Source organism: Shewanella dokdonensis (assembly GCF_018394335.1).
Lineage (GTDB): Bacteria > Pseudomonadota > Gammaproteobacteria > Enterobacterales > Shewanellaceae > Shewanella > Shewanella dokdonensis.
Map to the genome: position 1 here is coordinate 3,150,185 of NZ_CP074572.1, position 26,693 is coordinate 3,176,877.

Genomic DNA, 26,693 nt, shown 5'->3' on the forward strand with positions numbered 1-26,693 from the left:
AAATTACTGCGGTAAACCGCAAGAAATTGTTGCCGTAAGAATAACATGAGTGATACATGCTTGGGCAGTGACACAGACAACAAAAATTAAGTTGCTCGCAACCTTTAGTAGTGGATTAGCGCGAGAAGTTCCATCTTTAGCTAACACTTCTATCGCGATCAGCTTGCTTGGTGGCATCTTGCCTCGACATAGTTATAATACGCCCCAACTGCAGAAATTGAAAAACGGAACAGATCACACCATGTTTGAGAATCTTTCTGACCGCCTTTCCCGAACGCTGAAAAACATCAGTGGCCGTGGTCGTCTCACCGAAGATAACGTCAAGGATACCCTGCGCGAAGTGCGTATGGCACTGCTGGAAGCCGACGTTGCTTTGCCTGTGGTGCGGGAGTTTGTTAATAGCGTTAAAGAACGCGCTGTTGGTCAGGAAGTCACTAAGAGCCTGACCCCAGGGCAGGTATTTATCAAGATCGTCCAGAACGAACTTGAAAAAGCCATGGGCGAAGCCAATGAAGCACTGAATCTGGCAACACAACCGCCAGCCGTGTTGATGATGGCCGGTCTGCAAGGGGCAGGTAAAACCACCAGTGTGGCTAAACTGGCGAAATTCCTGCGAACCCGCCAGAAAAAATCGGTGTTGGTCGTTAGTGCCGACGTTTATCGTCCCGCCGCTATCAAACAGTTGGAAACCTTGGCTCAGGAAGTCGAAGTAGAATTCTTCCCGTCAGATGTCAGCCAAAAGCCGGTTGATATCGCCAGTGCCGCGATCGCACATGCCAAACGTAAATTTATCGATGTGGTCATCGTGGATACCGCGGGTCGTCTGCATGTTGATGAAGCGATGATGGACGAGATCAAAGCGCTGCATGCGACCATCAATCCCATTGAAACCCTGTTTGTTGTGGATGCGATGACCGGGCAGGACGCGGCCAATACGGCTAAAGCGTTTAATGATGCCTTACCGCTTACCGGGGTGATCCTCACCAAAGTCGATGGCGATGCCCGTGGCGGTGCTGCACTATCCATTCGCCATATTACTGGCAAGCCCATTAAATTTTTAGGTGTTGGTGAAAAGACTGACGCTTTAGAGCCATTCTATCCCGATCGTATCGCATCACGCATTCTGGGTATGGGCGATGTGCTGTCGCTGATTGAACAAGTTGAGCGTGGAGTTGATAAAGAAAAGGCGCTGAAACTGGCGCAGAAAGTGAAATCTGGCGGTGGTTTTGATCTCGAGGATTTCCGCGAGCAGCTACAGCAGATGAAAAACATGGGCGGCATGATGAGCATGATTGAAAAGATGCCCGGAGTGGGGAAATTGCCGCCAGATGCCATGGCACAACTGCAAGGCGGTAAGCTGACCGGGCAAATGGAAGCTATTATTAACTCCATGACACCGGGCGAACGCCGCAACCCCGATATTATCAAAGGCTCACGCAAACGCCGTATTGCCGTGGGTTCCGGCACCCAAATCCAAGATGTTAACCGCCTGCTGAAACAGTTTACCCAAATGCAGAAAATGATGAAGAAAATGTCGGGTAAAGGTGGCATCAGCAAGATGATGCGCGGCCTGGGTGGAATGGTGCCACCAGGAATGCGTTTTCCCGGGCGCTAAACACGCAGCGGATAACGGTTTTGACGGGGTTATTTTGGCTTGATGCGGTTGCAATTGGCTAAAAGTCAGGTAAAATTCCCCGGCTTTCTATGCTGGGACTCTTGGCGAACACAGGGTTCCAGTTTTTATTTTGCTGGCAAGCAAATCAAACAGAGGAACTAGAACGCATGGTTACCATTCGTTTATCTCGTGGTGGCGCTAAGAAGCGTCCATTCTACAACATCGTAGTGGCAGACAGCCGCAACGCACGCAACGGTCGTTTCATCGAGCGTGTTGGCTTCTTCAACCCACTGGCTCGTGGCCAGGAAGAAGCACTGCGTCTGGATATGGACCGTGTTCAGCATTGGCTGGCTAACGGTGCAGCTACTAGCGAACGTGTTGCAAAACTGATCAAAGACGCAACTAAAGCAGCTTGATCATAATAAAGGTATAGATTGATGAGCAGTAACCCCGAACCAGTCGTGCTGGGCAAAATTGGCTCCAGTTATGGTGTAAAAGGTTGGCTGAGAATCACCGCCTATACCGATGCTGTTGAAGGTATTTTTGAATATTCTCCCTGGCTGATCCAGCAACAGGGTGAATGGCGTGAAGTGAAGATTGACCGCTGGCGTTTTCATGGCAATACAGTGATTGCATTACTGGAAGGTGTGGAAACCCGCGAGCAGGCGCAGATGCTTACTAACTGTGACATCGGCATTCTGCCGCAGCAGATGAAGTCGCTGCCGGAAGATGAATTCTACTGGCGTGATCTTATCGGCTGTGAAGTGATAAACACTCAAGGCTACAACATGGGCATAGTTGATCAGATCGTGGAAACAGGATCCAACGATGTGTTGTTGATCAAGGCCAATGCCAAAGATGCCTTTGGCAAAGAGGAACGTATGGTTCCCTTTGTCACCGAACAGTTCATCAAACAGGTGGACCTGACGGCAAAACAGATAACCGTGGATTGGGATCCGGACTTTTAAATCGAGGAAACAGCTTATGTGGTTAGGGGTCATCACCCTGTTCCCGGAGATGTTTCGAGCAGTAACCGATTTTGGTGTTACGGGTCGCGCCGTTAGAAACGGCCTGTTGGAACTCAACACGTGGAATCCTCGTGATTTTACGTATGACCGCCACAACACTGTGGATGACCGTCCTTATGGCGGTGGCCCCGGAATGTTGATGATGGTACAGCCACTTCGTGAAGCTATTCATGCCGCCAAGGCAGCAGCGGGCGAAGGTGCTAAGGTGATATATCTGTCACCTCAGGGACGCAAACTGACACAGCAAGGCGTCGCTGAGTTGGCTCAGGCTTCTAAATTGATTTTGGTGTGTGGTCGCTACGAAGGTATCGATGAGCGCATCATCAAAACAGAAGTTGACGAGGAATGGTCAGTCGGAGACTACGTGCTTTCGGGCGGTGAGTTACCTGCTATGACCTTAATCGATGCGGTTTCTAGGTTAGTGCCCGGTGTGCTGGGAAAACAAGCCTCGGCAGAGCAGGACTCCTTCTCTGACGGATTGCTCGATTGTCCTCATTTCACCCGGCCAGAAGTGCTGGAAGGTTATGATGTTCCGACAGTGTTGCTCAGTGGCAACCACGAACAAATTAGACGCTGGCGTTTGCAGCAGAGTCTTATTAGAACTCTTAAGCGACGACCGGAATTGTTTGAAACTCTAGCTCTGACTGACGAACAAAAGACTCTGTTAGCGCAGTTCGTTGAGCAAATGGACTAAGCGTGGTCAAGCTCAGTTAATTCTAGAACGGAGATACAAATGAACAAAATCATCAAAATGCTCAACGATGAGCAAATGAAACAAGACGTACCAGCTTTTGGCGCCGGTGATACCGTAGTCGTTCAGGTACGTGTTAAAGAAGGTGACAAAGAACGTTTGCAGGCGTTCGAAGGTTTGGTTATCGCTAAGCGTAACCGTGGCCTGCACTCAGCATTCACTGTGCGTAAGATCTCTAACGGTGAAGGCGTTGAACGTGTGTTCCAGACTCACAGCCCTCTGGTTGCCAGCATCGAAGTTAAACGCCGTGGTCGCGTGCGTCGTGCTAAGCTGTACTACCTGCGTGATCTGTCAGGTAAAGCTGCACGTATCCGTGAAAAACTGGCCACTAAATAAGCCAGTTACCCCGTTAACGCAAGTGTTCGCACAGAAGCCCGCCTATATGGCGGGTTTTTGTTTTATTGGCGGAAATTAAAAACAAAGCTTGATCCTTTAATTGGAACCGGGCAAACTGACAGTCATTGTAATGGTGTAACGTTACAGCGGTACAGTTATCGTTGTGAATAAATGATCTTAGGTGAAGTCAGTGTCAGAGCAATTAGTACAAGTCAATCCGCTGGAAAATGTGCGGATCCATGCTGAAAAAGTGTTGTTTACTCCTGAACAACTGAAGCAGGAATTACCGCTTTCAGAAAAGGCCCATCAGTTCATCCTCAATGCCCGCAAGACGGTTGCCGATATTGTCCATAAACGTGACAGTCGGTTACTGGTGATTACCGGGCCTTGTTCTATCCATGATCTCGCCTCAGCGAAAGAATATGCGTTAAAACTCAAAAAATTAAGGGATGAACTCCAGGATCAGTTTTACATTTTGATGAGGGTGTACTTCGAAAAACCGCGTACCACAGTGGGCTGGAAAGGCATGATCAACGACCCAGACATGGACGAGTCTTTTGATTTGGAAAAAGGTCTGCGCCAGGCTCGCGAGTTGATGCTGTTTTTGGCTGAGTTGGAACTGCCAGTAGCAACCGAAGCGCTGGATCCTATCAGTCCACAATATATTTCGGAACTTATCAGCTGGTCAGCGATTGGTGCGCGTACCACCGAGTCGCAAACGCATCGTGAAATGGCATCAGGTTTGTCTATGCCCGTCGGTTTCAAGAACGGCACCGATGGCAATCTGGATGTTGCCATTAACGCGCTCAAATCAGCAGCAAGTAAACATAGGTTCATGGGCATTAACCAACAGGGACAAGTGGCGTTGTTGCAAACCCGTGGTAATCCCGATGGACACGTGATCCTGCGCGGTGGCGCTCAACCCAACTATGACGCTGACAGTGTGGCTCAAAGTGCTGCGGCTTTGCACAAAGCGGGATTGACCGCGCGTTTGATCATCGATTGCAGTCATGGCAATTCCAGTAAAGATCATCGACGTCAACCGCTGGTGTGCCGGGATATTTTCCAGCAAATCACTGACGGCAATAAATCGATTATCGGCGTCATGCTGGAAAGCCATCTGTTTGAAGGTAATCAGCAATGTGACAAGCCATTGGCTGAACTGCAATACGGTGTTTCCGTGACCGATGCCTGCATTGATTGGGCGGCAACTGAGTCATTGTTATGTCAGGGCGCAGCACAACTGGCTTCGATCCTGCCGGGCCGATTTGATATGCTCAGAGCTGCCAATGCCTGATGGAAGATTTGATATGAATGAGAAGACCACCGCCGAGTTAGAAAAACTCCGGGATCTTATTGATGGTGTGGATCAGCAACTGTTGTTGTTGCTACGCAAACGGCTAGATTTAGTGGCGCAGGTGGGGGCGGTTAAGCACAGTGCTGGCTTGCCAATATATGCCCCGGAACGTGAAGCTGCCATGCTGGCTAAACGCCGGGCAGAAGCTGAAACCATGGGGATCCAGCCACAACTGATTGAAGATGTGCTGCGGCGTTTGATGCGCGAATCCTATCTCAATGAAAAAGACGTTGGATTTAAGCAAGTTAAAGAAGATCTTGGCAAAATTGTCATTGTGGGTGGTAAGGGGCAGTTAGGGCAACTGTTTGCCCAAATGTTCAGCTTATCTGGCTATGAAGTGCATCTGTTAGATAAAGACGATTGGCATCGGGCTAGCACCATGTTTGTGGGGGCTGGACTGGTGTTGGTCACAGTGCCAATTGCCGTCACCTGCGAGCTTATTCGCGAGAAGCTGGCGCAATTGCCGGCGACCTGCATTCTGGCTGATTTAACTTCAATTAAAACCGCACCGATGACGGCTATGTTAGAGACGCACCGGGGGCCAGTGGTGGGACTGCATCCCATGTTTGGTCCAGATGTCGGCAGTTTTGCCAAACAGGTGGTGGTAGTGTGCCATGGCCGGGAAGCGCCGGCCTATGACTGGTTGCTGGAACAGATAAAAATCTGGGGTGCCAGGTTGGTTGAAGCCGAAGCGATAAAACACGACAAGGCGATGCAACTGGTACAGGCGATGCGCCATTTCTCCACTTTTGTTTATGGCCTCAATCTATGTCGGGAACAGGCAGATATGCAGAGCCTGTTGCAGTTCAGTTCGCCTATTTATCGGCTGGAACTCGCTATGGTCGGGCGGTTGTTTGCCCAGAGTCCAGAGCTGTATGCCGACATTATCTTTGCGCAAAAAGACAGTCTCAAAGCCATCTCGGATTATCTGGCAAATTATGCTGAGGCACTCACGGTACTGGAGTCCGGCAATCGCGATGAATTCATTCGACGTTTCCGCGAAGTCGCCCAATGGTTTGGCGATCTGGCACCACAGTTTCAGCATGAGAGCCGAGCGATGCTGCAATCTGTTAACGATATGAAGAGTCACTGAACAAACAATTTATTTCTTCCAACCTTCCTGGTTCTTTAGTTGTCCTTAATATTCCGATATTAAGGACATTTTTTTATTTAATTTCATAATCTTAATTACTTTTTTATCGAGGGTGGTTGAAAAAGTAAAGTGATCTGCCTCTCCCTTTTACAAAGCTTTTGTTGGCCTGATGGCTGAGTTCAGTACACTAAATTAAAACATGTAAAATAAATACATGAAATAAGGAGAACAACCGTGTTTTGTATTCAGTGTGAGCAAACTATCAGAACGCCAGCGGGTAACGGCTGCAGTTATTCCCAAGGAATGTGTGGCAAGTTGGCTTCGACTTCAGATTTACAGGATTTATTGATTTACATGTTGCAAGGGGTTTCCCTGTACGCCGCGCGTTTAAGGCCTTTTGGCATTATCGATGCGGAAGTGGATACCTTTGTACCGAAAGCGTTTTTCTCCACGTTGACCAATGTAAACTTTGATGATGAGCGAATTGTTGAATACGCTCGTACTGCAGCAGTGTTACGGGATCGATTACAGGCGCAGTATCAATCCCTGTGTCACGAAAATGGCATCGCCTTCGAGGCGTTTCCCGCCGCGGCTAGCTTGTTATTGGCCACTTCCAAGCCTGAATTATTGGCGCAAGCCAAACAGGCGCTGCCTAACCGTGGTGAAGTTAATGAAGACATTTTAGGTTTGCGGCTGTTATGCCTCTATGGCCTGAAAGGCGCGGCGGCTTATATGGAACATGCACGCGTACTGGGGCAAACCAGTCACGAAATTGCGGGAAAATTCCACGAAATCATGGGCTTTTTGGCAACCGATAGTGAAGATGCTGACAAGCTATTTGCCACGGCGATGGATATTGGTCAGCTTAACTATCAAGTAATGGCCATGCTGGATAGCGGTGAAACTGCCGCATTTGGTCATCCTGAGCCGACTCAGGTAAATACCAAGCCCGTGAAAGGCAAAGCGATTCTGGTGTCTGGTCATGATATGAAAGACCTAGAGCTCATCCTGCAACAGACACAGGATAAAGGCATCAATGTTTATACCCACGGTGAGATGCTGCCAGCATTGGCTTATCCGCAGTTAAAGAAATATCCACATCTTGTGGGCAACTATGGCAGTGCCTGGCAAAACCAACAGCAAGAGTTTGCCAATTTCCCTGGCGCAGTGGTAATGACCTCCAACTGCATCATTAACCCCAATGTTGGCCATTATGCCGACCGTATCTTTACCCGCAGTATTGTTGGTTGGCCTGGCGTGTGTCATCTGGAAGGTGATGATTTCAGCCCGGTGATAGCGAAAGCATTAGCGCTAGATGGCTTTAAGTACGATGAAATTCCTCATCTGATCACCATAGGCTTTGCCCGTAACGCCTTGATGAATGCGGCGCCTGCTGTGGTTGAAAACGTGAAAAATGGCAGTATTCGTCATTTCTTCCTAGTGGGTGGTTGCGATGGTGATAAGGCGGAACGTAGTTATTTTACCGATTTTGCTAAGGCGGCGCCGAAAGACAGCGTGATCCTTACCTTAGGGTGCGGTAAGTACAAGTTTAACAAGCTGGAGTTCGGTGATATCAATGGCATTCCCCGGCTGTTAGATATTGGGCAGTGTAACGATGCGTACTCAGCTATTCAGTTGGCGTTGGCGCTGTCTGAAGTATTTGAGTGCAGCGTAAATGAATTACCGCTGAGTCTGGTGTTATCTTGGTTTGAGCAGAAAGCCATCGTCATTTTGCTGACACTGCTTTCTTTGGGGTCAAAAATATTCGTACAGGCCCAACTCCTCCCGCGTTCCTGACGCCGAACCTGCTGAAAATCCTCGAAGATAAATTTGGTTTGCGTAACGTCAGCACAGTCGCTGAAGACCTCGATTGTATTCTTGGCGCGGCTTAATTGTCGTATGTGGGCGTGGCGGTTAGCGGCGCCCATTTTTGATAAGGAGGAGTCTGATGACTATTTCTGCCCAGACGCTTGATGCCGCGACCGCACGCTTTGTGGCTGAAGACTGGCAGTCAGGCCAGCTTCGGCTGATCTGTACTGCGCGTTGGCAAGAAACTCCAGACGTTGTGAGCTTCCGTTTCCGGGCGGCCGAGCCGTTGAAATTTCGTTTTAAACCCGGCCAGTTTATCACCTTCCAGTTGGCGATTGGTGATGAGATATTGCATCGCTCATATACAATATCTTCTTCGCCCTCTCGGCCGCATTCATTGATGGTGACCATTAAACGGGTTAGCGGGGGCAAGGTCTCTAATTATCTGCTGGATAACCTACAACCCGGCCACAGTCTGCTAGCTATGGGGCCGTTTGGTGAGTTCAACCTGGTAGATATTCCAGCACCGCGCTATCTGTTCCTCAGCGCCGGCTGTGGCATAACACCTATGTATTCGATGACGCGTTATCTCACCGATACGCTTGGGCCAGAGGCGGATATCTGTTTTATTCACAGTGCAAAAACGCAGGACGATGTGATTTATCGTGACAGTTTACAAGCGATGGCAAAGCATTATGGCGGACTTTCGCTGGGCATCTTACTGCAACATGAATCAACACCCTCATTATTGGCCGCTGATGGCTGGTTTCAAGGTTATCTGGATGAGCCATTGCTGCGACAATTAGCCCCGGATTTCCATGACCGCACCGTGTATGTGTGTGGCTCAGAACGTTTCATGAAAGCCTGTAAAAGCCTGTTTGATTCACTTGGGTTTGATATGGCGCGTTATCATCAAGAAAACTTTGGAATGGTCACGCCCGCGCCATCCGCTGATGCGACAACAGCACTCTATTCTCTGAGCGTGGCTGAGCAGTCCACCCAGTTGCGAGCAGAGCAGAGCTTACTTGAGGGCATTGAGGCGATGCAGTTGCCTATTATTGCCGCTTGCCGCAGTGGCGTATGTGGTGCCTGTAAATGTCGGGTGGTGGAAGGTGAGGTGGTTTCCAGTAGCCAACAGACACTGACGGCGGAAGAAATTGCCGCGGGCATGGTACTGGCGTGCTCCAGTAGGCCATTGTCCGATGTTAAATTGCTATTGTGAGCTAACGGTTCGCTAAGATTTAACCTAGGGCATTGCACAATCTGTGATCACAAAGTATGGTTAAGGTACGGGGCTACTGGTGGCCCTCTCTTCACAGACGTTGGCTGGAGAAAAACTATGACCGGATCCCCCTCGCAATTGATACTTGCTGAAGACCGCAGCCTCGGACATCTGCTGTATGGGCTGATGTGTGCCTTTCCGCTGTTTTTATTGCCAGTCGTATTGAGTCTGCTGATCAATTTCAGTCAACGGCATATTGTGTCAACATCGTTATTGGGGAGCCACTTGCGGTGGCAGCGCCGCAGTATTTTTGGATTATTGCTATTGATGGCGCTGGGATACTGGAGTAATGCACTGTGGTTAAGCCTCAGTTTTTTTGCCTTAGGGGTTATCTGGTTTAGCTACCGGATTTTTAAAGGATGGTTGAACCTAACAGATGGTGTAGCCATGTAAAACTTGTTTTTAAGTAAATTAAAGCCCTGAACTTTCAGGGCTTTATTGTTTAATAGTGTCCCGTCCTGAAAAACTGTCAACCTATCTTAGGACGGGACATAGACAAGTGTTAGGCAATGCTATTGACAGCGCTGCTGATAGAGTTGTGCCAGTTGTTGTCTTTGTGCCGTAAGATCGGCTGCGGGTAGCACGAGCCCATCCGTGTGTAACTGATTGGCGGCACAGGCGAGTTGCGCTTGCTGTTGCACGTCGATGTTACACAGATTGACCATTATCGGCAGATGACTGCGGGCTTTAATATTGACCAATGCGGCAAGATCGAGCGTTAACTCCTCTGGATGACTGAAGCTGCGAACCCCAGCTTCACACAGCACCAGTTGCTGGTTACCTCCGGCAAGGAGGAGGTCTGCTGCATTCAACCAGTCTTGTTCGCTCGCCATCGTGTTACGCTCAAGAATAATCGGTATATTCAACGCCCCCATCTTGGTGAGTAACTCTTTATTGAACATCTGTTTGCCTGAAAGCAATAACAGATCGGCATACGCTGGTAAGATGGTTAAGTCTGCCGGTTGCTGTATGCTGAAAATACATTGTAAGCCCGCATTATTAAGCTGCTGTTTGAGTTGCATTAATTCATCTGTAGCGAGCGGTTCTAAGCAGTTGATGAGCACCGCTTGGAATCCGGCTTCACGTAGCGCGTGCGCATGTTGACCGGGATTTGGCAATAAGGTTTCAGCGTTTATCGCCGTAATAGCGGTCAGGCTGCCATTACCGAGATGTAATTCGCCACTGAGCACTTCTGTCACACTGGTCTTAAATTCTCGGGAGTAACGAGCTTGGTCACAGTCGTTGACTAGCGCTTGCCGGGAACTGTTGGGCTCAATCATTAACTGGCTGTTTTCCAGACGAGTAGGCTTAACGTTTTCCGATGCATAACAGCCCAAAACTTTGATAAAGCGGGTGATCCGTTCCAATTGCTGCAAGGCTTGTTGCACGTCTTCATGACTGACATTACCGTCAATATCAAGGTAAAACATCTCCTCCCATGGCGTGCCGGGAATCGGCCGAGATTCGAGTTTACTCATGTTGAGATTATGTGCTTTCAGCACTAAGAGCGCTTCAACCAGTGCGCCAGGCTTTTGGGCTGTGGCCATAATCAAAGTGGTTTTGGCGGGAAGTTGTTCTGGAACAACAACCGTTTTACGCGCCACAACAATGAAACGGCTTTGATTAATTTTTTGGTTGGCTAGATCCTGCTCTAACGGCTCCAACTGGTAGAGCGTTCCACCTTCGGCACTACCGATAGCAGCCATGGTATTATTGCCTCGGCTGACCAGTTCCATTGCTTCGGCACTGCTGGCGCAATAGTGTAGCTTTACCTGGGGATGGCGAGCGAGGTAACGACTGCACTGACTTATAGGTTGAGGATGCGCATAAATAGCTGTGATTTGCTCAGCGCTGGTACCCGGTTTTACCAGCAGGCAGTGACTAACGTCGATGGTGGTTTCACCCACAATCGACAGATTGGTGTGTTGTAGCAGGTCATACACTTCATTGATGGAGCCCGACGAGGTGTTTTCAATTGGCAAAAAACCATAATCGGCGTGACCAGACTCCACCGCTTTCGCTATTTCGTCAAAGCTATGGCAACCCATGTCCTGCATCTCCATCTCCCGCCGTTCGCAATAACGGTGGGCGGCAAGATAGGAATATGAACCGCGAGCCCCTAGATAAGCGATGGTGTAGTTTGGTTTTCGTCCTGCTTGATCGGCACGTAACTGCAAGTAGGCTTGTTGGTTGAGCACCGAGTCTTCAATAATGGTTTGATACAGACTGAGCACATAATGAGCATCAAGGCCTTGTTCCCGTCCTTGTTTCACTAACCTCGATAACAGTTCTTTTTCACGTTGGGTATCGCGGATAGGGCGCACATCTATCTCTTTACTGCGAGCCACTTCTAAGCTGAGTTGACGCCGCTTCGACAGTAATTCCAACAGCGATTTATCTACGCTGGTGATTTGTTCGCGGATTTGGTTAAGTTGCGGCGCTTTTTTCATTCCAACCTCTGTTTATGGTCGTCGCGGCTAAAGACAAAAAAGCCTCCCGTTTGGGAGGCTTGGTGTTTTTCACTATCATAGTTACACGCTAACACCGCCTCCGGAGCTGAGGTGTAAAAAAGAAAGTGAAAAAGAATGAGTCTACTGTATGCATGGGCTTAAAACTAAAACGAAGGGCGTACCCTGTCAACGAAAAAATCCGCTCATTGTTTCAAACATAAAAAAGCGCCCCCGCAGGGGCGCTCGAACGCTGACTCACTTTAGGCCGCATATTCAGTGGCATATTCTTCTGCCGGTTCCCCATTTAACAGGGTGCGTTTGGCGGGTTTGTGTGTCAGTCGATTCAGCTGCTTTTCCAGTTTCTGCCCCATAGCGTTGATGGCCGCGTAGAGATTTTGGTGCTTGGCCTGGGCAAATAACTGGCCGTTACCTAATTTGATTGAAGTTTCGATTTTAAACAAAGGCCCTTCGGTAAGGATGATGACATGGGGGTTAATTAATTGCACATCGTAACGATCAAGTTTCTCAAGCCGACTTTCGATACGGTTGCGGATAGCGTCGGTGACATTGAATTCTTTGCTGGTAATTTTTAGCATATTGTCTAACCCTCTTTCATTTCCGTGGTTTCAGATTACCAATTGCACCAGGCTGAAATGTGACCTGGATCAATAATTATCTTTACTAAAATAACCTCACGGTAGAAGTTTGATCCTCCATGCAAGATCAACAACGGAAGCGTTAAAAAGCTTGAATCATAGCGCGCAACTGGTCATATTTGATGGAATGGCTCCGGTGTTGCTACCCCACATTACTCCCGCGATTGCAGATCCACGTCCGTTTGTCAGTTACTTCTGCCGTTAGTTAAGCGTAGGCGAATACTTTGTCGTTAGCACTGTGGGCTAATGGCAAATTTGTGGCATAAATTGAGAGAAGCATCTGCTGCCGAAAGTGTGAGTATTGACCATTCCTAAGTCGCCGTATCACGGGCTCACCGTGCTGTTGTCCCGCAAGAAAATAGGGCGAACTTGTTGCTGGGTATCTGTGATGGCGCTGTCTGCCAACGATTAATTTTGCTGAGACAACACATTGGAGGCGTTATCAGTAGCCTGTTAGCGTATTTCAGCAACGACTTGGTTCACCTGCTTTTTTCGCTTTCAGTGCAGGATATACTGTCGTCACGTAGCATTACATGAAGACGGTTATTTATGCGGCCTCTTTGGCATGATGTACAGCAATTGGTACTGCAAAATCCACAGCAATTGGACTGCTTATTTGAATTGTTACTGACGGAAGATGAACGTCAGGCGATTGCCGGACGGTTAAAGGTGTTTCAGTTATTGCTTGATGGCTCATTGAGCCAACGTCAGATTGCCGCAGACTATGGCGTGAGTATCGCGACCATTACCCGATGTTCTAATTACTTGAAAAATATGCCGCCAGAACGACGGGAACAGATAAGACAACTGATTTTATCCGCCTCCAAATAATAAGAGCCCATAATGGGCTCTTATTATTGATAGTGGCTTATGATTAGCCGTGGCAACCGCAGCCGCCGTTACCGCCACCACCGCAGCAACCTTCTTCCTTGTGGTCGTGACCACCACAACAGCCGTCACCGTGCTGGTGTTCACCACCACAGCAACCGCCTTCATGATCATGCCCGCCACAGCAGCCGCCTTCATGGTCATGGCCACCGGCGTGAATATGGCCATGAGCCAACTCTTCCGCAGTCGCTTCACGGACGTCGAGAATTTCTACGGCAAATGTCAATGACTGGCCAGCCAGTGGGTGGTTACCATCAACAATAACAGCATTTTCCAGTACTTCGGTTACTTGTACCGGACGCTGACCCATTTCAGTTTCAGCAATAAAGCGCATGCCGGGAACGATATCCTGAATATCACCAAAAGCTTCTAAAGGTACTTCTTGACGCAGACCATCATGGTAAGGACCGTAAGCATCTTCGCAATCAATTGTGACTTCAAACTGTTCGCCCTGAGTTTTGCCTTCCAGCGCTTTTTCAAGACCTGGGATCAGGTTGCCCATGCCATGAAGATAAACTAGTGGATCGGCGTCAAAGGAGCTCTCAAGCAGTTGGCCTTTGGCGTCAGTCAAGCGGTAGTGAATCGTTACCGCATGGTTTTGGGTGATTTGCATATCGCCTCCCGTTAATCGTGTCGGCGCATGATAGCGTGTAAATGCAAGGCTGGCGACCATTGTTATTAGCGAATGCTAGCTGCTGCACATTGTTTGCACTCAGGGCATTCAATTCCTCTTGTCATCATCAGCGAGTGGATGGTTTTTTGAAGAATAAAAACGATTGCTGCGTAAATGACGAGCGGCGGACATTAATAATTATCTAATAAAGTCGGCTATTTTATGATGTTCTCTTAAGTGAATGACGGCTTTGTTGATATAGATGTCAAAAAGCGCTTGACAAGGTTGCAGGAAAAAAGCAATTCTGTGCGACATACTTATTTACACATTCAATTAACACTAAACACAGAATCCTTATGATGTACGTCAGCGTTGTGATTACCACCATTATTACAACCACCACCATTACCGGTGTGGGGGCGGGCTGACGCATCCTTAAGGAAGTGTAGAAATCAGGCCCGCTCCCACCCAGGAGCGGGCTTTTTTGTTTCTGGGGCGGCGGGGTACAGGAGATAGACAATGAAGGTGATGAAGTTTGGTGGTACATCTTTGGCAAACTGGCAACGGTTTGATATGGCAGCTTGCATTATTGCGGATGCGGCCAAGGAAGAAAGCGTTGCAACCGTATTATCGGCGCCAGCCACAGTGACCAACGGGCTGTTAGCTATGGTGGATACCGCACTGGAAAAAGGTGATGTGGCCGCCGCCCTAGGTAAAGTCGAAACTGTTTTTCGTAGCCTTTACGGGGCGGCATTTGCAGTGTTAAATCACCAAGAAACACAACAGTCATTGACGCAGTTACTGGATGCACAGTTAAGCTATTGGTCTGAGAAACTGCAAGGCATCATGCTGCTTGGCGAATGTCCTGACAGTGTCAGAGCCGACATTGTGGTTGCCGGGGAAAAGTTATCTGCGGCACTCATGGTCAACGTTATGGAAGCTAAAGGGCTTAGTGCCGGGCTTTTGGATCCCAAAGCGTTATTTCTGGCACACGGGACGCCTATGGAGTCCACTGTCGATATCGGTGTCAGCAAACCGCGTTTTCGCTTGTTGGGGCTTGATGAAAAACGGGTATGGGTAATGCCTGGGTTTACTGCCGCAGATGAGCAGGGGAAAGTAGTGACTCTCGGCCGTAATGGTTCCGATTATTCCGCGGCGGTATTGGCAGCCTGTTTAGATGCGTCAAGCTGCGAGATCTGGACCGATGTGGACGGCATTTATAATACCGATCCGCGAGTGGTGCCTGATGCGAAACTCTTGTCTCAATTAAGCTATCAGGAAGCAATGGAGCTTTCTTATTTTGGTGCCAAGGTATTGCATCCTCGTACTATTTCTCCAATCGCCCAGTTCCAGATCCCCTGCTATATCAAAAACAGTTTTAATCCCGCGGCGCCGGGCACTTTGGTGTCCAGCCATCCCGATCAAACTGGCTTACAGGTAAAAGCAATTTCAAACCTGGATAATCAGACAATGGTGGATGTTTCTGGCCCAGGGATGAAAGGCATGGTGGGCATGGCTTCTCGGATTCTGGCCTCTATCGCCCGCAGTGGCGTCTCGGTGACATTGATAACCCAAAGTTCCAGTGAATACTCCATCAGTTTTTGTGTGCCAACGGTTGAAGCCAAACGGGTAAAACGGGCGTTAGAGCAGGAGTTTGAGCTAGAGCTTAAAAGTGAACTGCTGGAGCCTTTGGTGATGCGGCATCAACTGGCCATTGTGTCTCTTATCGGCGATGGTATGCGCACACACAAAGGCGTGGCGGCCAAGTTCTTTCAAGCATTGGCACAGGCGAGCGTGAATATTATCGCTATCGCCCAAGGGTCTTCTGAACGTTCTATCTCTGCCGTTATTGAGCAACGTAAAACGCCACATGCTATCAAAGCCTGTCATCAGGGATTCTTTGATGTGCAGCAATATCTGGATGTATTTCTGGTGGGGGCTGGCAACATAGGTGCAGGGCTGTTGGCACAAATAGCCCATCAGCAGCAACTATTGTACAGCCAGAACATCAGCATCCGGGTGTGTGGCATTGCCAACTCTAACCGTATGCTGCTGCAAGCCGCTGGCATTGGGTTGGATCAATGGCAAGCCTTGCTGGAGAGCGCTGGTGAAGCATTTGATTTGCCAAAACTGCTGGCTTGGGCCAAAGAGCAGCAGTTACTGACGCCAGTATTTGTTGACTGTACGTCTTCGGACGAGATTGCTTCACAGTATCCCGAAGTGATGGCTGCTGGTTTCCATGTGGTGACTCCCAACAAAAAAGCCAATACCCGTGATATGGCCTTTTATCGGCAGTTACGCCAAAGTGCATTGGCGCAACGCCGGCAGTTTTTGTATGAAACGAATGTCGGCGCTGGTTTGCCCGTGATAGATAATCTCAAAAAATTGATGTTTGCTGGCGATAAGTTACTGCATTTTAAAGGAATTCTGTCAGGTTCGTTGTCCTATATCTTCGGTAAACTTGAAGAGGGAATGAGCCTATCAGAAGCAACCACCCATGCCCGAGAAAAGCATTTTACTGAGCCCGATCCCCGAGAGGATTTGAATGGGATGGATGTTGCGCGTAAGGTGTTGATTTTGGCGCGTGAGGCCGGAATGCCACTGGAATTGCAAGACATTGTAGTAGAACCCGTGTTGCCTCCTGAGTTTGACAGTAGCGGTGACGTTGCCGCATTTATGCAGCGCTTGAGTAGTGCGGATGCCTGGATGGCAGCAAAAGTTGCTGCGGCACAGGCGCAAGGCAAAGTGCTGCGTTACGTTGGTGAAATTACCACCGAAGGTTGCCGGGTCGGGATCCGCGCGGTAGATGAGCATGATCCATTGTACCGGGTTAAAGAGGGCGAAAACGCCTTGGCATTTTATAGCCGTTATTATCAGCCGATTCCCTTTGTGTTGCGAGGCTATGGCGCGGGTACGGAAGTGACGGCAGCCGGTGTTTTTGCTGATCTGTTGCGTACCTTGAACTGGACTCGTGAGGTGGATCTATGAGTCAGGCTGAGTCTTTAACCGTTTATGCCCCGGCATCAATGGGCAATGTTGGCGTAGGTTTTGATTTATTAGGCGCTGCATTAACGCCTATTGATGGTAGCTTGTTGGGCGATACGGTCACGATTACCCACGCTGATACCGGTGTGCATTTACAGCAGCAGGGTGTTTGGGCGCATAAGTTGCCCGATTCACCGCAACAGAATATCGTTTTTCAGTGTGCTGAATTTTTCTGCAACGCTTTGCCATTAAAGGTGGCGTTTCACTAACGCTTAGCAAAAACTTGCCCGTGGGGAGTGGTCTTGGTTCTAGTGCCAGTTCCGTGGTGGCAGCGCTGTTGGCACTTAACGAATTTTTCGGTAAGCCCTGTAATCCTCAACAGTTGCTGGCATTGATGGGCGAATTCGAAGGCCGTATCAGCGGTGCTGTACACTATGACAATGTCGCCCCTTGTTACTTGGGTGGCATACAGTTGATGTTGGATTTGCCACAACGGATCTGCGAACCCATTCCTGCGTTTGAACAATGGTATTGGGTGGTGGCTTATCCCGGTATTTCACTATCAACTGCCAAAATGCGGGCACTTATGCCAGTGCAATACGAGCGACCTGTGGTCATCGATTTTGGTCGCAATCTCAGTGCATTTGTGCATGCCAGCTATCGTCAGGATGAAGCGTTAGCGATAGCGGTGCTTAAAGATGTGCTGGCCGAACCCTATCGCGCACCTGCTATTCCTGGTTACGAACAGGCTCGGTCAACCTTGGCAGAATTGGGCATGATGACCACGGGGATTTCTGGCAGCGGACCAACGTTATTTTCGGTGTGTCGGGATCTGCCAACGGCTGAACGGGCGAAAAACTGGCTGGAACAACACTATTTGACGGAAGCGGGTGGCTTTAGTCACATCTGTCGCTTGGATAATTTGGGGGCGAGTATTGCCACAAGGTCAATACTGATTAAGAGCAAGGGCAAATTGATATGGAACTGTACAATCTCAAACATCCTGCGCAAAGGGTGAATTTTTCAGAGGCACTTAAGTTAGGTCTGGGGCTTGATCGCGGGTTATTTTTCCCTGCTCGAATTCCCCGTTTGGCAAATGTTGACGCTTTGCTGGCGCTGCCGTTTATCGAGCGTAGCAAACGGGTATTGGGGGCTTGGTTGGCGGATGAATTGGGGCAGCCGCTGGTGGATGACTTGGTTGAAAAAGCATTCAACTTCCCGTTGCCGCTAGTTACCGTTGATGCGCAGCGTAGCAGTCTTGAACTGTTTCATGGCCCAACGCTGGCTTTTAAGGATTTCGGCGCACGTTTTATGGCGCAATGCCTTAATGCCTTGGGTGGCAATCAACCCTTAACTATTTTAACCGCAACTTCTGGGGATACTGGTGCAGCGGTGGCCGATGCTTTTTACGGGTTAGATAACGTACAGGTGATGGTGTTATACCCGAAAGGCAAGATCAGTGAATTGCAGGAAAAAATGTTCACTACTCTCGGTGGTAATATTCACACAGTTGCTGTTGAGTCGGATTTTGATGACTGCCAGACATTAGTGAAACAAGCATTTGAAGACCATGACATTCGTGATGGCCTACGTTTGAATTCTGCCAACTCGATTAATATCAGCCGGCTACTTGCGCAAATCTGTTATTACTTTGAAGCGGTGACGCGCTATCGCCAGCAATATCACGACTCTCCGGTGATTGCCGTACCCAGTGGTAATTTTGGTAACTTGACGGCAGGCTTGCTGGCAAAGGCCATGGGGTTACCTGTGAAGCGTTTTATTGCGGCGACCAACAGCAATGATACGGTGCCGCGTTATCTCACTTTTGGCGATTGGGCGCCGAGACAAACGATGGCGACTATGTCAAATGCGATGGATGTTTCTGAACCTAGTAACTGGCCGCGGGTAGAAGCTATTTTCAGTGAGATGAAATGGCCATTGAGCGAATTGACCGGATTGGCGATTTCTGAGCAGCAAACACATGCATCTATGTTATCGCTGCAAACGTTGGGGTATCAGACCGAACCTCATGCAGCGGTGGCGGCAGAAGCGCTCCAGCTTTGTTTGAAAGAGGATGAACGCGGGATTTTTCTGGCAACAGCTCATCCTGCAAAATTCAAGGATGTGGTGGATCGGGAACTGGGCACCGCATTACCCCTGCCACCAGCGTTGCAGCGGGTGAAGGAAAAACCTGTGCTGTCAGCGGTATTGCCAGCAGATTTTGCGGCACTGAAGGCGCACATGTTGGCCGAGCTGTCATAGTCTTTAGCGGGTGTGGTTGGCCCCGTTCGTCACGGGGCTGGATGTGGTTTCAGCAACTCTGAGACTGCAGCCATGCGATTTCGTCAGGCCAGATTTCTGGCCTAATGGTCTCCAATATGAGTGGTATCTGCATGGTCGCTGGGTGTGCCATGATGGCGCTGAAAGCCGTTTTGCCAATGGTTCCATAACCTAGGGAGTCGTGACGGTCAACATGGCTGGCAAAGGCACTTTTGCAGTCATTGAGATGCATGCCTTTGAGATATTTTATGCCAACTATCTGCTCAAATTCGGTAAACATCTTGGCTACCGCTTCATGGGTGCGCAAATCGTAACCAGCGGCAAACAGATGGCAGGTATCTAGGCACACGCCAACTCGTGATTTATCCTCAACTCGTGCAATTATTTCTGCTAGTTGTTCAAAACGATGACCAAGATTCGACCCTTGTCCCGCGGTGTTTTCCAGTACTGCTGTCACACCAGACGTTTGTTCCAGTCCCCAGTTGATAGAGTCTGCAATGTTACGCAGGCATAGCGTTTCACTGATCTGGCGTAAATGGCTGCCGGGATGAAAGTTCAGCAATGCCAGCCCGAGTAGTTCACAGCGCTGCATCTCGTCTAAAAATGCTTCGCGTGATTTAGCCAGCATTTCTGGCTCAGGATGCCCGAGATTAATCAAGTAACTATCGTGAGGCAGGATCTGCGCCGGGCTGAAGTGGTGTTCGTTGCAATTTTGCCGAAATTTTGCGATTTCATCGGCCGTTAATGGTGCTGCATTCCAGCGTCGCTGATTTTTAGTAAAGAGGGCAAAAGCGGTTGCCCCTATTGTTGCGGCGTTTAGTGGTGCATTAGCAACGCCGCCCTGTGCGCTGACATGGGCCCCGACCCATCGTGAATGTGGCATCTTGTTTGTCTCATAACTGTCATGTTGTGTTAGTTTACTTAAGAGATTGGTTATCCGTCACGGCTAACACTTTGTAGTGATTAAATAAACAGCAATTTGTGCCTAAAAAATTGATTAATTATGTGACTCTGCACGGTGCTTTATGCAATTTGTAGCAGGTTTTCCTTGATCTTTGTCATGTATTAAATAAACAACACTGGTTACCATTAAAATTCGTTGGATTGTTTGCTGCTATTATTGAGTAAACGGCCCCAAAATGAAGGAGAGCCTCTATGCTGCAAAGATTAATGAATGATCACAAGCATATAGCTGTATTGCTCAATTTGCTTAAAGGAAAGTACCAAAAGCTTTCGGATGGGGAGCAGGTCAATTTCTGCCTAGTGCGCGATGTGGTTGAGTATATGCAAGAATATGCCGAACACAGTCATCATCCTGTCGAAGACATAGTGTACGAGTACTATGTAGGAAAATTTGCCAAAGAGGAATCAACTAAACGCCTGATCGATGAGCACCTCAAGGTTGCCGCTGCTTCAGCCGCTTTAGCGTCCACGTTAAACCTTATCCTCAATGATATTGTGGTCGCGAAGGAAAAGCTGGTGCAAGAACTGCGGGACTACGTCACCTTACAGGAACAGCATCTATTGTATGAAGAGGAATACATTTTCCCCAAATTACAACGCAAGCTGACGGATGCCGATTGGCAGCAGATTGAGCAAAATTGCGCCTTGAAATTGATAGATGATCCACTGTTTAGCAGTGATGATCAGGTGTTTGATGAGTTACGCCAATATATTCAGACGGTAGAGCCTTCCTCTGCCGCAGCATTTAGCCATTGATAACAAAGAGCTGTACTGGTGCCGGGATATCCCGGCATTTTCTTTAAACACTATGATTTTAACCAAATAAAATCATTAAGTTATTAATATGAAGTTGGATAGCGCCGATTTCTGCCCACAAACCTGCTGCTGTGGTTATTTCTATTTTATCTAAATCGCTGGATTTCCCTTAATCTTTATTACTAGCCAATCACAATTTCATTAACTATTATTAACTGGTATCGTTGTGTCACTCTATAACTGACAGAAAAATAAAGAATATTTATAAATATTCTTGTCATGGGTTTGGCAGTCGCCGGAGATTTGACGTTAATGAAAAGTAAGATGATAGGGCTCTCTCTCATCGAAGTGATGGTGGCGTTGGTTATTTTGGTGATCGGCCTAATTGGGATATTTAATCTTCATATTGTGGCCAAACGTGCCAGTTTTGAATCTTTTGAGCAGACACAGGCGGCTTATCTGGCGAGCGATATTCTTAATCGTATGAAGTTAAATCGAACAGTATTAGATAGTTATGTTGGTGAATACGGCGTTTTGGGTGGCGAGAGCGCACCAACTTCGTGTGATGGTGCGGGGGCTGCATGTTCTCCCGCTGAAATGGCGTTGTGGGATATATATCAGTGGCGTTGGTTGTTTTCTGGCGGTGCCGAAATCAACAGTGCAGGGGCTAATGTTGGCGGACTGGACTCAACTACGGCCTGTATTACGGTTGATGATGTTAACGACATTATCTCAATTGCTATTGCCTGGAAAGGCATACAGGGAACCGCAGGTACGACCAATACGGCGTCTAACTGTGGTGCAGCAATTGGGGCAAAACGGCGTCTTTACGTATTAAGTACAGTTGTCGGGCAGGGATAATACACCATGATAAGTGGGCGGTACGTCGCTGGTTTTTCTTTGGTCGAGCTGATGGTTGCTATGGTCATCAGCTTGTTTTTGACCTTAGGTGTTTTTGCTATGTTTAGCATGTCGGCAACCAATGTCACGACTACGGGTCAGTATAATCAATTACAAGAAAATGGCCGTATTGCGTTAGCGATTATGTCTCCGGATATCGAGCAAGTGGCCTTTTTTGGGGATGTGACCGGGACTGATTTCATCCCCGGCACGAATACTACAGTCACTGGTGTCATTGCTGCAGATTGTGTTGGGGGCGGGTTGAATAATGCTACGCTGCCGAACAACCCATTAGTACATTTTCGGCGGATTTGGGGGTATGAGGCGGGCGTGAGTGGGCAGTCGGTCAGTTGCGTGAATGATGCGGTAAATGGGACTGATGTTATTCAGATAAAGCGGCTAGTCGGGCCAGCTGGGGCAACCTCGGGCTTTCGTGTTGCCACCACTTCCTCTGAGATCGTGTTTTTGGGCTTGCGGCGGATCCCGCACTGATTAATGAGCGAGTCTGGGAATATCAACACCATGTTTATTTTATTCAAAATATAAACGGTGTGCCGGTGCTTAGCCGTAAAGCCTTGTCCGAAAGCGGTATGAATAATGAGGAACAACTGGTTGAAGGCATAGAAAATATGCGAATTCTGTACGGCTACGATGATGATGGTGATGATACTGCTGATAGTTTTTTACCGGTGGAAAACGTCACAGATATGATGTGGGATAACCAATCATTTCAGCGCATTGTTGCTGTTAAGATTTTCTTGTTAGTGCGTACGGTAGATCAGGATAACAGTTATACCAACGACGTTAAGTATGAGCTTGGCGACAAAGAACTCGGCCCTTTTAACGACCATTTTCGTCGCAAGGTGTTGTCCACCACCATCGTGCTCGAAAACCCAGTATTGATTAGGAATTGATATGAAAGGTTTAAAGCGACAATCCGGCGTAGTGCTTTTTTTGCTTTGATCTTACTTGTTGTGATGACGGTGATAGGTGTCGCGCTAGCGGTAAATGCCGGACAATCTTTGCGGATGGCGGGTGCGGGTTCCGAACGGATGGAAGCTAAGGCTGCTGCGGATGGCGGTTTGGCGGCGGTTATGAATGCAACCACTGCAGCAACTTTGGGGTCACTATCGACTGCACAAAACAGTACGCTATTTGGTGGGCGACAAGTGTTAACCCCACTTCCAGAAGGCGCTCCATCGGTAAATGTGGACTGCCATCGTACACAACCTGCCAATGGCACAACCTTTCCGTGTCGGCGATCGGAAGTAAAAAGTTCTGTTACCTATGGCCGAGATAATATGGGGTTCATTGAGGTAACTCAAGGTATCGAGCAAGAAGTTCTAGGGGGCAATGGATCATGAAACTCAAGCAAGTAATTTATGCTTTATTTGTTGCTTTCATCGTAACTTCAGGCGCAAGTTGGGCAGATGATACCGATTTATACTTGATAGCGCCGGTTAATAATGGCAAATCAAAAGTATTAATTATTTTTGATAACTCCGCGTCTATGGGAACCTTAGAAACCGAGATTAAAGGTAGCTATGATCCAACTATTACTTACCCTCCTATTGGCAGTTCACATTCCTATCAAAGTAATATGATCTATGCGACGGTTGGTACAGGGACAGACAATATGTCACTTCCCAACCCTGACAGCCCATCCCAATCTACCCGTTTTAATGCATTACTTAATGGTTGTGCTGCCGCTAAAGAAGCATTAGCGACTTATGGACGCTTTACCGGATATGTCAGAGAGTATTACAGTTCTGGTCGAAACCGGGGAACTTGGCAACCTTTAGCAAATAACAGTGGCGCCAATACGAATAATCCAGTCGAATGTTTTGAAGATATTGATGCTAACAATTCTAGTAATAATCAAGAAGTAACTGGCTATGATGATGGTTTCCCCCAAGATAATGTTTATACCGGTTCTGGTGGATGGGGAGGAACACGAACATATTATCCTTGGGGCAGTCCATCCCAACAAAATTTGAGTGACGAATTTGCCAGTGGCCCATTAGTCACTTTATACACTGATAATTATTTACGTTGGTATCATGGAACAGATACTGGTGCGGTTGATGTTACGCGATTAAATATAGCCAAAGAAGCGATTACTGGTGTTATTAGCAGTATGTCAGCCGTAGATTTTGGTTTGGCGGTATTTAATTTAGATTATCCCAATGAAGGGGATAGAGATGGTGGACGTATTATTGCTGGTATTCGTCCTAGAAATGCTTCAGAAAAACAGAGTTTAATTAGTACCATTGAAGGTTTGCCCGCTGAAACCAATACCCCCTTGTGTGAAACACTATACGAGGCATACAGTTATTTTAGCGGTAATAGTGTGACCTTTGGTCATGCTGATAGTAATTACAGTAGCCTAAACTATAAAGGGAATAAACCACCTTACGATACCAGTGTCGAATCTGGCGGCCGTTATATTTCGCCCATGAGTAACTGTAGTGATATCGCCTACATTATATATATCACTGATGGTGAGCCTACGCTTGATACGTCCGCCGATAGGCGAATTCAAAGCCTTGTGGGTAGCCGAAGTATAGAGACAACTCAGGATAAAAAAACAGATAATGGTGATTATTCAGCTTATACATATAGTTATAACCAATACGGGCAAGCAATAAAAAGCTACATGCCAGCATTAGCCAGTTATATGTATTGGCATGATCAGGTTTTAACAACAGATACTTTTCAACAAGTGAAAACCTATACAATAGGATTTGCTTTAGATGATAATTCAGTTGCTGAACCATTATTAATTGAAACTGCTAAAAGAGGTGGCGGTAAATATTATGCCGCCAATAATGTTACATCATTACAAAGTGCTATTAGTAATGCCTTAGATCAAATTACCTATGAAGGTCAGCGATTTTCGGCTCCAGGGGTTGCATATAGTAATGCGGATCCAACCCGGACACTAGATGCTGCATATTATGCGTTGTTTGAACCTAATCATGGCCCTCGTTGGGCGGGTAATTTAAAGAAATTTAAAATTAATGCTAGTGGCACCTTGGTTGATGTAAATGGTAACAATGCCATTTCTGCAACTGGTGGTATTAAAGAAACCGCGTGTAGTTTTTGGAGCAGTTGTAGTCCTAAACCTGACGGTTTTTATGTTGAAGATGGTGGGGCAGCGCGTCAAATTGATCCCGAGCACCGGAATCTTCTTAGTAATATAGGAGCATCTGGGGTATTAGCTCCATTAAATAAATCCACAGCATCAAGTTATGCCGGGGGCGATGCAAATCTCTTCTCGTTAATGAATATGAGTGAAAATCCTAATTCAACTATTTCAGCTCAATTAGATAAAGCATTTGAGTGGATAAAGGGGTTTAATGTCGATATTGATAGTGACGGTGCACCTATGTCTACCGATTATAATGGTATCCGTGGGGATATTATGGGTGACCCGATGCATTCTCAACCACTTGCGGTTGATTATGGCGGCACTAAAGGTGTTTATATTTTTGTGGGGACGAATGAAGGGATGTTTCATGCATTTAAGGACACTGACACATCCGTGAGTGAAAGCTGGGCTTTTATGCCATTTAATATGCTAGCCAATATCCAAACATTAAGAGATAACAATTATTCTAATGGTCATAATGTATATGGAATCGATGGTTCGCCGGTGGCGTATATTAAAAGAGCCGGAAATGGAACAATAGAGAAAGCTTGGTTATTTGTAGGATTACGCCGAGGTGGAAGTTCATATTATGCACTAGATGTTACCAATCCAGATGTTCCTAGTCTTATGTGGCACATAGATAGTAGTTCAACTGGTTTATCTGAACTTGGACAGACGTGGTCAACCCCAGTTGTTACTAAAGTCCCAGGGAGTGACAACCCAGTTATTATCTTTGGCGGGGGATATAATATCGGCTATGACTCAGGCAGTGGTAGTAACTCTATAGGACGGAATGTTTATATCGTCGATGCGGCAACTGGTGCATTGCAATACACCTTCGGTGTTGGTGGGCAAACTGCTCTTCCTGGCATTACCGATAGTATTGCAGGTTCGATAGCGCTGCTGGACAGTAATAGTGATGGTGTTACCGATAGAATGTACGCCGCTGACTTAGGTGGCAATGTCTGGCGTATCGATATGCCATCAACTGACACTAGCTCATGGAGCGCCTTTAAATTTGCGTCATTAGGTGGTTCACTTACAAACAATAGACGTTTTTTCTATGAACCCGTACTGGCGCAGACGGTGTTTACTAACGTTTCTACCGTTACCTACACAGATGCATCCGGCGGAACTACCTCTACCGTTGCTTCTCAAAATGTGCCATATGACGCCGTCACTTTGGGAAGTGGTGATCGGGCGTCACCACTCGGTACCTCGACGGATGATATGTTTTTTGTGCTACAAGATCGTAACGTTGTAACCAAGACCTTCGGTACTGGAGGAACGGCGATCCCGGACGCAATTACGTTGACCAATTTGTATGATGTGACTTCTGCATCACCCACAACCGACGCTGATAATTTGGCTTTTGGAACCAAATTAGGCTGGTATTTTAATTTCAGTGGCGTTGGCGAGAAAAGTTTGTCACCTTCAACAATCTTTAAAGGAAAAGTGTATTTCACTTCCTTTACACCGTCTTTAGATAACCCGCAGAATACTTGTCAAATCTCTTCTGAAGGGCGCCTTTATATCTTTGATTTACATAAGGGAGGACGTTCTTCCCAGGAGTATATTGATATTTGTGAGGACTGTATTCCGCAGCCACCTAAGCTAATAACTCCCCCAATTTCTAATGACGGCACTGACAATCCTCCACTATCGCTAATCATAGGTAGAGGCAATTGTGTTGACGGGCAGTGTACCGGCACGGTGAATTTGGGCCAAGGATTAACCACAAACAAGATTTATTACCATGTTAATGAGCATTAAGCGTACA

General features: G+C 47.6%; 20 protein-coding genes, 3 pseudogenes and 1 other annotated feature. Of the genes and pseudogenes, 19 read left to right on the top strand and 4 right to left on the bottom strand.

Translation table 11 applies throughout. The features are described from left to right. Window positions 1-241: 241 nt before the first annotated feature. The 10 genes and pseudogenes from ffh (at window position 242) to KHX94_RS15240 (ending at window position 9,664) form a co-directional block, all read left to right on the top strand. The gene (gene ffh / locus KHX94_RS15195) at window positions 242-1,615 is read left to right on the top strand and encodes a signal recognition particle protein (protein WP_213681274.1); all 1,374 of its coding nucleotides are present in this window, start codon (window positions 242-244) and stop codon (window positions 1,613-1,615) included. A gap of 167 nt (window positions 1,616-1,782) precedes the next feature. Then, on the top strand, window positions 1,783-2,031 hold the full coding sequence (gene rpsP, locus KHX94_RS15200) for a 30S ribosomal protein S16 (protein ID WP_212593984.1): 249 nt from the start codon (window positions 1,783-1,785) through the stop codon (window positions 2,029-2,031). Window positions 2,032-2,052: 21 nt separating this feature from the next. Beyond that, window positions 2,053-2,583 carry a ribosome maturation factor RimM gene (gene rimM, locus KHX94_RS15205; RefSeq protein ID WP_213681275.1) on the top strand — a complete coding sequence of 177 codons (531 nt, stop codon included), beginning with the start codon at window positions 2,053-2,055 and terminating at the stop codon, window positions 2,581-2,583. 16 nt (window positions 2,584-2,599) lie between these two features. Beyond that, on the top strand, window positions 2,600-3,337 hold the full coding sequence (trmD, locus tag KHX94_RS15210; RefSeq protein ID WP_213681276.1) for a tRNA (guanosine(37)-N1)-methyltransferase TrmD: 738 nt from the start codon (window positions 2,600-2,602) through the stop codon (window positions 3,335-3,337). 39 nt (window positions 3,338-3,376) lie between these two features. Next, window positions 3,377-3,730, top strand: coding sequence for a 50S ribosomal protein L19 (gene rplS / locus KHX94_RS15215; protein ID WP_213681277.1), 354 nt, complete (start codon window positions 3,377-3,379; stop codon window positions 3,728-3,730). Between the two features lie 190 nt (window positions 3,731-3,920). Continuing rightward, window positions 3,921-5,027, top strand: coding sequence for a 3-deoxy-7-phosphoheptulonate synthase (locus tag KHX94_RS15220; RefSeq protein ID WP_213681278.1), 1,107 nt, complete (start codon window positions 3,921-3,923; stop codon window positions 5,025-5,027). Between the two features lie 13 nt (window positions 5,028-5,040). Further along, window positions 5,041-6,180 carry a bifunctional chorismate mutase/prephenate dehydrogenase gene (gene tyrA / locus KHX94_RS15225; protein ID WP_213681279.1) on the top strand — a complete coding sequence of 380 codons (1,140 nt, stop codon included), beginning with the start codon at window positions 5,041-5,043 and terminating at the stop codon, window positions 6,178-6,180. 234 nt (window positions 6,181-6,414) lie between these two features. Then, a pseudogene (gene hcp, locus KHX94_RS15230) lies at window positions 6,415-8,072 on the top strand (hydroxylamine reductase). A 56-nt stretch (window positions 8,073-8,128) separates the two neighbouring features. Next, window positions 8,129-9,211, top strand: coding sequence for an FAD-binding oxidoreductase (locus KHX94_RS15235; RefSeq protein WP_213681280.1), 1,083 nt, complete (start codon window positions 8,129-8,131; stop codon window positions 9,209-9,211). Between the two features lie 117 nt (window positions 9,212-9,328). Continuing rightward, the gene (locus KHX94_RS15240) at window positions 9,329-9,664 is read left to right on the top strand and encodes a hypothetical protein (RefSeq protein WP_213681281.1); all 336 of its coding nucleotides are present in this window, start codon (window positions 9,329-9,331) and stop codon (window positions 9,662-9,664) included. 119 nt (window positions 9,665-9,783) lie between these two features. On the opposite strand, the gene pheA is transcribed toward KHX94_RS15240, so the two are convergent. Next, window positions 9,784-11,721 (bottom strand): prephenate dehydratase, encoded by a 1,938-nt coding sequence (gene pheA / locus KHX94_RS15245; protein WP_213681282.1) that lies wholly within the window; start codon window positions 11,719-11,721, stop codon window positions 9,784-9,786. A 32-nt stretch (window positions 11,722-11,753) separates the two neighbouring features. Next, window positions 11,754-11,868: a sequence feature (Phe leader region), on the bottom strand. Between the two features lie 113 nt (window positions 11,869-11,981). After that, window positions 11,982-12,317 carry a ribosome hibernation-promoting factor, HPF/YfiA family gene (hpf, locus tag KHX94_RS15250; protein WP_133038066.1) on the bottom strand — a complete coding sequence of 112 codons (336 nt, stop codon included), beginning with the start codon at window positions 12,315-12,317 and terminating at the stop codon, window positions 11,982-11,984. Between the two features lie 609 nt (window positions 12,318-12,926). Between hpf and trpR the strand changes: the two genes are divergently transcribed. Further along, window positions 12,927-13,208 carry a trp operon repressor gene (trpR, locus tag KHX94_RS15255; RefSeq protein WP_213681283.1) on the top strand — a complete coding sequence of 94 codons (282 nt, stop codon included), beginning with the start codon at window positions 12,927-12,929 and terminating at the stop codon, window positions 13,206-13,208. A gap of 43 nt (window positions 13,209-13,251) precedes the next feature. Here the strand turns inward: trpR and slyD are convergent, their stop codons facing one another. Further along, window positions 13,252-13,878 (bottom strand): peptidylprolyl isomerase, encoded by a 627-nt coding sequence (gene slyD, locus KHX94_RS15260; protein WP_213681284.1) that lies wholly within the window; start codon window positions 13,876-13,878, stop codon window positions 13,252-13,254. Between the two features lie 519 nt (window positions 13,879-14,397). Between slyD and thrA the strand changes: the two genes are divergently transcribed. The 3 genes and pseudogenes from thrA (at window position 14,398) to thrC (ending at window position 19,125) form a co-directional block, all read left to right on the top strand. Then, window positions 14,398-16,866, top strand: coding sequence for a bifunctional aspartate kinase/homoserine dehydrogenase I (thrA, locus tag KHX94_RS15265; RefSeq protein WP_213681285.1), 2,469 nt, complete (start codon window positions 14,398-14,400; stop codon window positions 16,864-16,866). Beyond that, window positions 16,863-17,881, top strand: a pseudogene (gene thrB / locus KHX94_RS15270) (homoserine kinase). Before thrA ends, thrB begins: the two are co-directional and overlap by 4 nt. Continuing rightward, on the top strand, window positions 17,842-19,125 hold the full coding sequence (gene thrC, locus KHX94_RS15275; protein WP_213681286.1) for a threonine synthase: 1,284 nt from the start codon (window positions 17,842-17,844) through the stop codon (window positions 19,123-19,125). The pseudogene thrB and the gene thrC overlap by 40 nt, the downstream one beginning before the upstream one ends. 49 nt (window positions 19,126-19,174) lie before the next feature. Here the strand turns inward: thrC and nfo are convergent, their stop codons facing one another. Further along, on the bottom strand, window positions 19,175-20,026 hold the full coding sequence (gene nfo / locus KHX94_RS15280) for a deoxyribonuclease IV (RefSeq protein WP_213681287.1): 852 nt from the start codon (window positions 20,024-20,026) through the stop codon (window positions 19,175-19,177). 272 nt (window positions 20,027-20,298) lie between these two features. Here nfo and KHX94_RS15285 point away from each other — a divergent pair, with 272 nt between their 5' ends. The 5 genes and pseudogenes from KHX94_RS15285 to KHX94_RS15305 all read left to right on the top strand — a co-directional run bounded on the left by KHX94_RS15285 (window position 20,299) and on the right by KHX94_RS15305 (window position 26,686). Further along, on the top strand, window positions 20,299-20,862 hold the full coding sequence (locus KHX94_RS15285; RefSeq protein WP_213681288.1) for a hemerythrin domain-containing protein: 564 nt from the start codon (window positions 20,299-20,301) through the stop codon (window positions 20,860-20,862). 324 nt (window positions 20,863-21,186) lie between these two features. After that, complete coding sequence (gene pilV / locus KHX94_RS15290) at window positions 21,187-21,723, top strand: type IV pilus modification protein PilV (RefSeq protein ID WP_244859188.1); 537 nt, start codon at window positions 21,187-21,189, stop codon at window positions 21,721-21,723. Window positions 21,724-21,729: 6 nt separating this feature from the next. Next, a pseudogene (locus KHX94_RS15295) lies at window positions 21,730-22,676 on the top strand (PilW family protein). A 45-nt stretch (window positions 22,677-22,721) separates the two neighbouring features. Beyond that, window positions 22,722-23,126 carry a PilX N-terminal domain-containing pilus assembly protein gene (locus KHX94_RS15300; RefSeq protein WP_342345771.1) on the top strand — a complete coding sequence of 135 codons (405 nt, stop codon included), beginning with the start codon at window positions 22,722-22,724 and terminating at the stop codon, window positions 23,124-23,126. Next, window positions 23,123-26,686 (top strand): pilus assembly protein, encoded by a 3,564-nt coding sequence (locus KHX94_RS15305; RefSeq protein WP_213681290.1) that lies wholly within the window; start codon window positions 23,123-23,125, stop codon window positions 26,684-26,686. Before KHX94_RS15300 ends, KHX94_RS15305 begins: the two co-directional genes overlap by 4 nt. Window positions 26,687-26,693: the final 7 nt, after the last annotated feature.